Genomic DNA, 2,424 nt, shown 5'->3' with positions numbered 1-2,424 from the left:
TCATGGGGGCGACCGCGGGCACCGCCCGGCACGCCCTCGCGCTCGAGCACTCCTTGCGACCCCTGCTCAGCCACCTGCGGATGCTCGTGGTGCCCACCGGCGTGTTCGCCGCGACCGAGGACTTCGGTGACGCGCCGTCGGCGACGTCCGACGCGACCCCGCTGAGCTCCCGGGTCGAGCGCGCCGCGTCGGAGCTCGCCGAGCTCGTCTCGGCTCGTCCCGTGCGGACACCGCTGGACCCCTTCGCCCTGGACGACCTCGAGGCCGCGCTGCGCGCTGCGGGTGGGCGCGGCTGAGGGCGACCGGTCGCGCGCCTCAGGACGAGCGAGCGGATGAGCCCTGCGGCCTCAGCTCTCGTCGAGGCCGAAGAACGAGGCCATCGACCCCGCGAAGAGGTCGGCGCCCTTGATCCTGCTCGTCTCGGAGGCGCCGAGCACGCGACGCCTCCCGTCCTCGTCGACGACCTCCGACGCCCCGCCGTCGGGGCCGAGCGGGACGACGAAGAGCTCGGGCGCGGCCGTGTAGGTCGTCGTCGGCTCCCCGCCCTCGATCACGGCACGGATGTTCGCCACCACCACGGCGGCGTGGGCGCGCGCTGCCGTGGCCCGCTTGTCCTCCGGGACATCGGTGAGGTCGCCGACCGCCCAGACGGTGGGCTGCCCGACGAGCTGCAGGTGCGGGGTGACGGGCAGGGTGCCGTCGTGGTGCATCCCGGTCCGCAGGACGGCGTCGAGGTGATCGGTCGGGGCGTCCGAGCCGTAGCAGCGGAACCACATCTGCGCGGCGACCTCCGTCCCCGCGGTGGTGCGCACGGTGAACGGCTCCCGGACCCCGACGTCCGGACCGGGCAGGTAGGCCAGCTCGGCACCGAGCACGAGCGTGACCTTGCGGGCGCCGAGCTGGTCGAGGAGCTCGGTCCGCAGCTCCGGCAGGTAGTCCCCGGGGAGGATCTGGTTCTCCCGGTCCACGAGCACGACCTCGAGGTGGGGGAAGGCGGAGGTGATCTCGCCCGCCAGCTCCAGGCCGACGGCGCCGGCGCCGACGACGAGGATGCGCTCGCAGGCGGCCATGTCCGCGCGGAGGCGCTCGAGGCGGGCCTTCGCCGCTGCCGCGCTCGACTCCAGGTACTTGGCAGGGAAGGGGTAGCCCGTCCCGGTGGCCAGGACGATGTGATCGGCCTCGATGGCCTCGTTCGTGCTGAGCCGGACGAGGCCGGGGGACACCAGCCGGGCGCGGTCCCTGACGACTCGTCCACGGGTCAGCAGGCCGTCGTAGGGGTAGAAGACCCGGTCGTTCCAGGAGGGGTCGACCACGGCGCGCAGCGCAGCCGTCGCGTGCACGAAGGCGTCCTTCGGCTCGACGAGCACGACGTCGGCGACCTCGTCGAGCGCTCGAGCGACGGCGACGCCGCCGTACCCGCCTCCGACCACAACCACTCGTGCTGCCACGTCCAGCCTCCTCGTCTCGGTGCCCTCCCGCCCAGGGGCCGAGAGGTTCGTGCCAGTCTCCCACCGTCCGCAGCGGGACCGGAACTCGGGTCCGGCAGGGGACTTCGGACAGCCTTGCCTTGCTGGCGGGGAGGGGGCTGACCTGCCTACCGTCGTCCCATGAACACCCTCGAGCCCGATCCGGTGGCGACCGCCGCCGAGCCGCACAACGGCAACGGGATGCGCGCGCGGCTCAACTGGCTGCGCGCCGGGGTGCTCGGCGCGAACGACGGCATCATCTCGGTCGCCGGTCTGGTCATCGGTGTCGCTGCGGCGACCACCGACCGCACGGCGATTCTCACGGCGGGTGTCGCGGGAGTCGTCGCGGGCGCCGTCTCGATGGCGCTGGGGGAGTACGTCTCGGTCAGCAGCCAGCGGGACACCGAGCGGGCGCTCATCGCCAGGGAGCGGCGCGAGCTGGCGGAGGACCCGGAGGGGGAGCTGATCGAGCTCGCCGGGATCTACCAGGCGAAGGGGCTCTCACCCGCGACGGCGCGTGCAGTGGCGGAGGAGCTCACGGCGATCGACCCGGTCAAGGCGCACCTGGACGCCGAGCTGGGCCTGGACGCCGAGGACCTGACGAACCCGTGGCACGCGGCCCTCGCCTCCGCGATCGCCTTCGTCGTCGGCGCGGCGTTGCCGCTGCTCGCCGTCTCCCTCGCGTCGGAGTCGACCCGGATCCTCGTCACCTTCGCCGCCGTGCTCGTCGCCCTGGTGGCCACCGGCTCGGTCTCGGCCCACCTCGGCCGAGCGGGCCGGCGCCGCGCGATGCTGCGCCTCGTCCTCGGCGGCGCCCTGGCGATGGCAGCCACCTTCGGGATCGGCTACCTGCTCGGGGTCAGCGGTATCTAGGCACCTCCTCGACGACGGCGACCGTCGTCCCCTGCGAGGGAGGGCGACCACCGGGCGGGGTGCGCGTCCCTCCCGGCGCCCGGGG

General features: G+C 73.9%; 2 protein-coding genes and 1 pseudogene. 2 read left to right on the top strand and 1 reads right to left on the bottom strand.

The window, feature by feature from the left end:
• A pseudogene (locus ABWK99_RS15710) lies at nt 1-296 on the top strand (NADPH-dependent FMN reductase); the annotation flags it as partial.
• A gap of 51 nt (nt 297-347) precedes the next feature.
• Here ABWK99_RS15710 and ABWK99_RS15705 read toward each other — a convergent pair.
• On the bottom strand, nt 348-1,448 hold the full coding sequence (locus ABWK99_RS15705) for an FAD-dependent oxidoreductase (RefSeq protein WP_372595622.1): 1,101 nt from the start codon (nt 1,446-1,448) through the stop codon (nt 348-350).
• A gap of 159 nt (nt 1,449-1,607) precedes the next feature.
• On the opposite strand from ABWK99_RS15705, the gene ABWK99_RS15700 reads away from it, so the two are divergent.
• Complete coding sequence (locus ABWK99_RS15700; RefSeq protein WP_372595621.1) at nt 1,608-2,339, top strand: VIT family protein; 732 nt, start codon at nt 1,608-1,610, stop codon at nt 2,337-2,339.
• The last annotated feature ends 85 nt before the right edge of the window (nt 2,340-2,424 follow it).

It is taken from the genome of Actinotalea sp. (assembly GCF_041597215.1).
Lineage (GTDB): Bacteria > Actinomycetota > Actinomycetes > Actinomycetales > Cellulomonadaceae > Actinotalea.
Note: the sequence above shows the minus strand (reverse complement) of the source record. Positions and strands in the feature narration are given on the sequence as shown.

Excerpts from the sequence above, each read along its gene's own strand:
- ABWK99_RS15700 (WP_372595621.1), top strand. The coding sequence starts at position 1,608 with ATGAACACCCTCGAGCCCGATCCGGTGGCGACCGCCGCCGAGCCGCAC.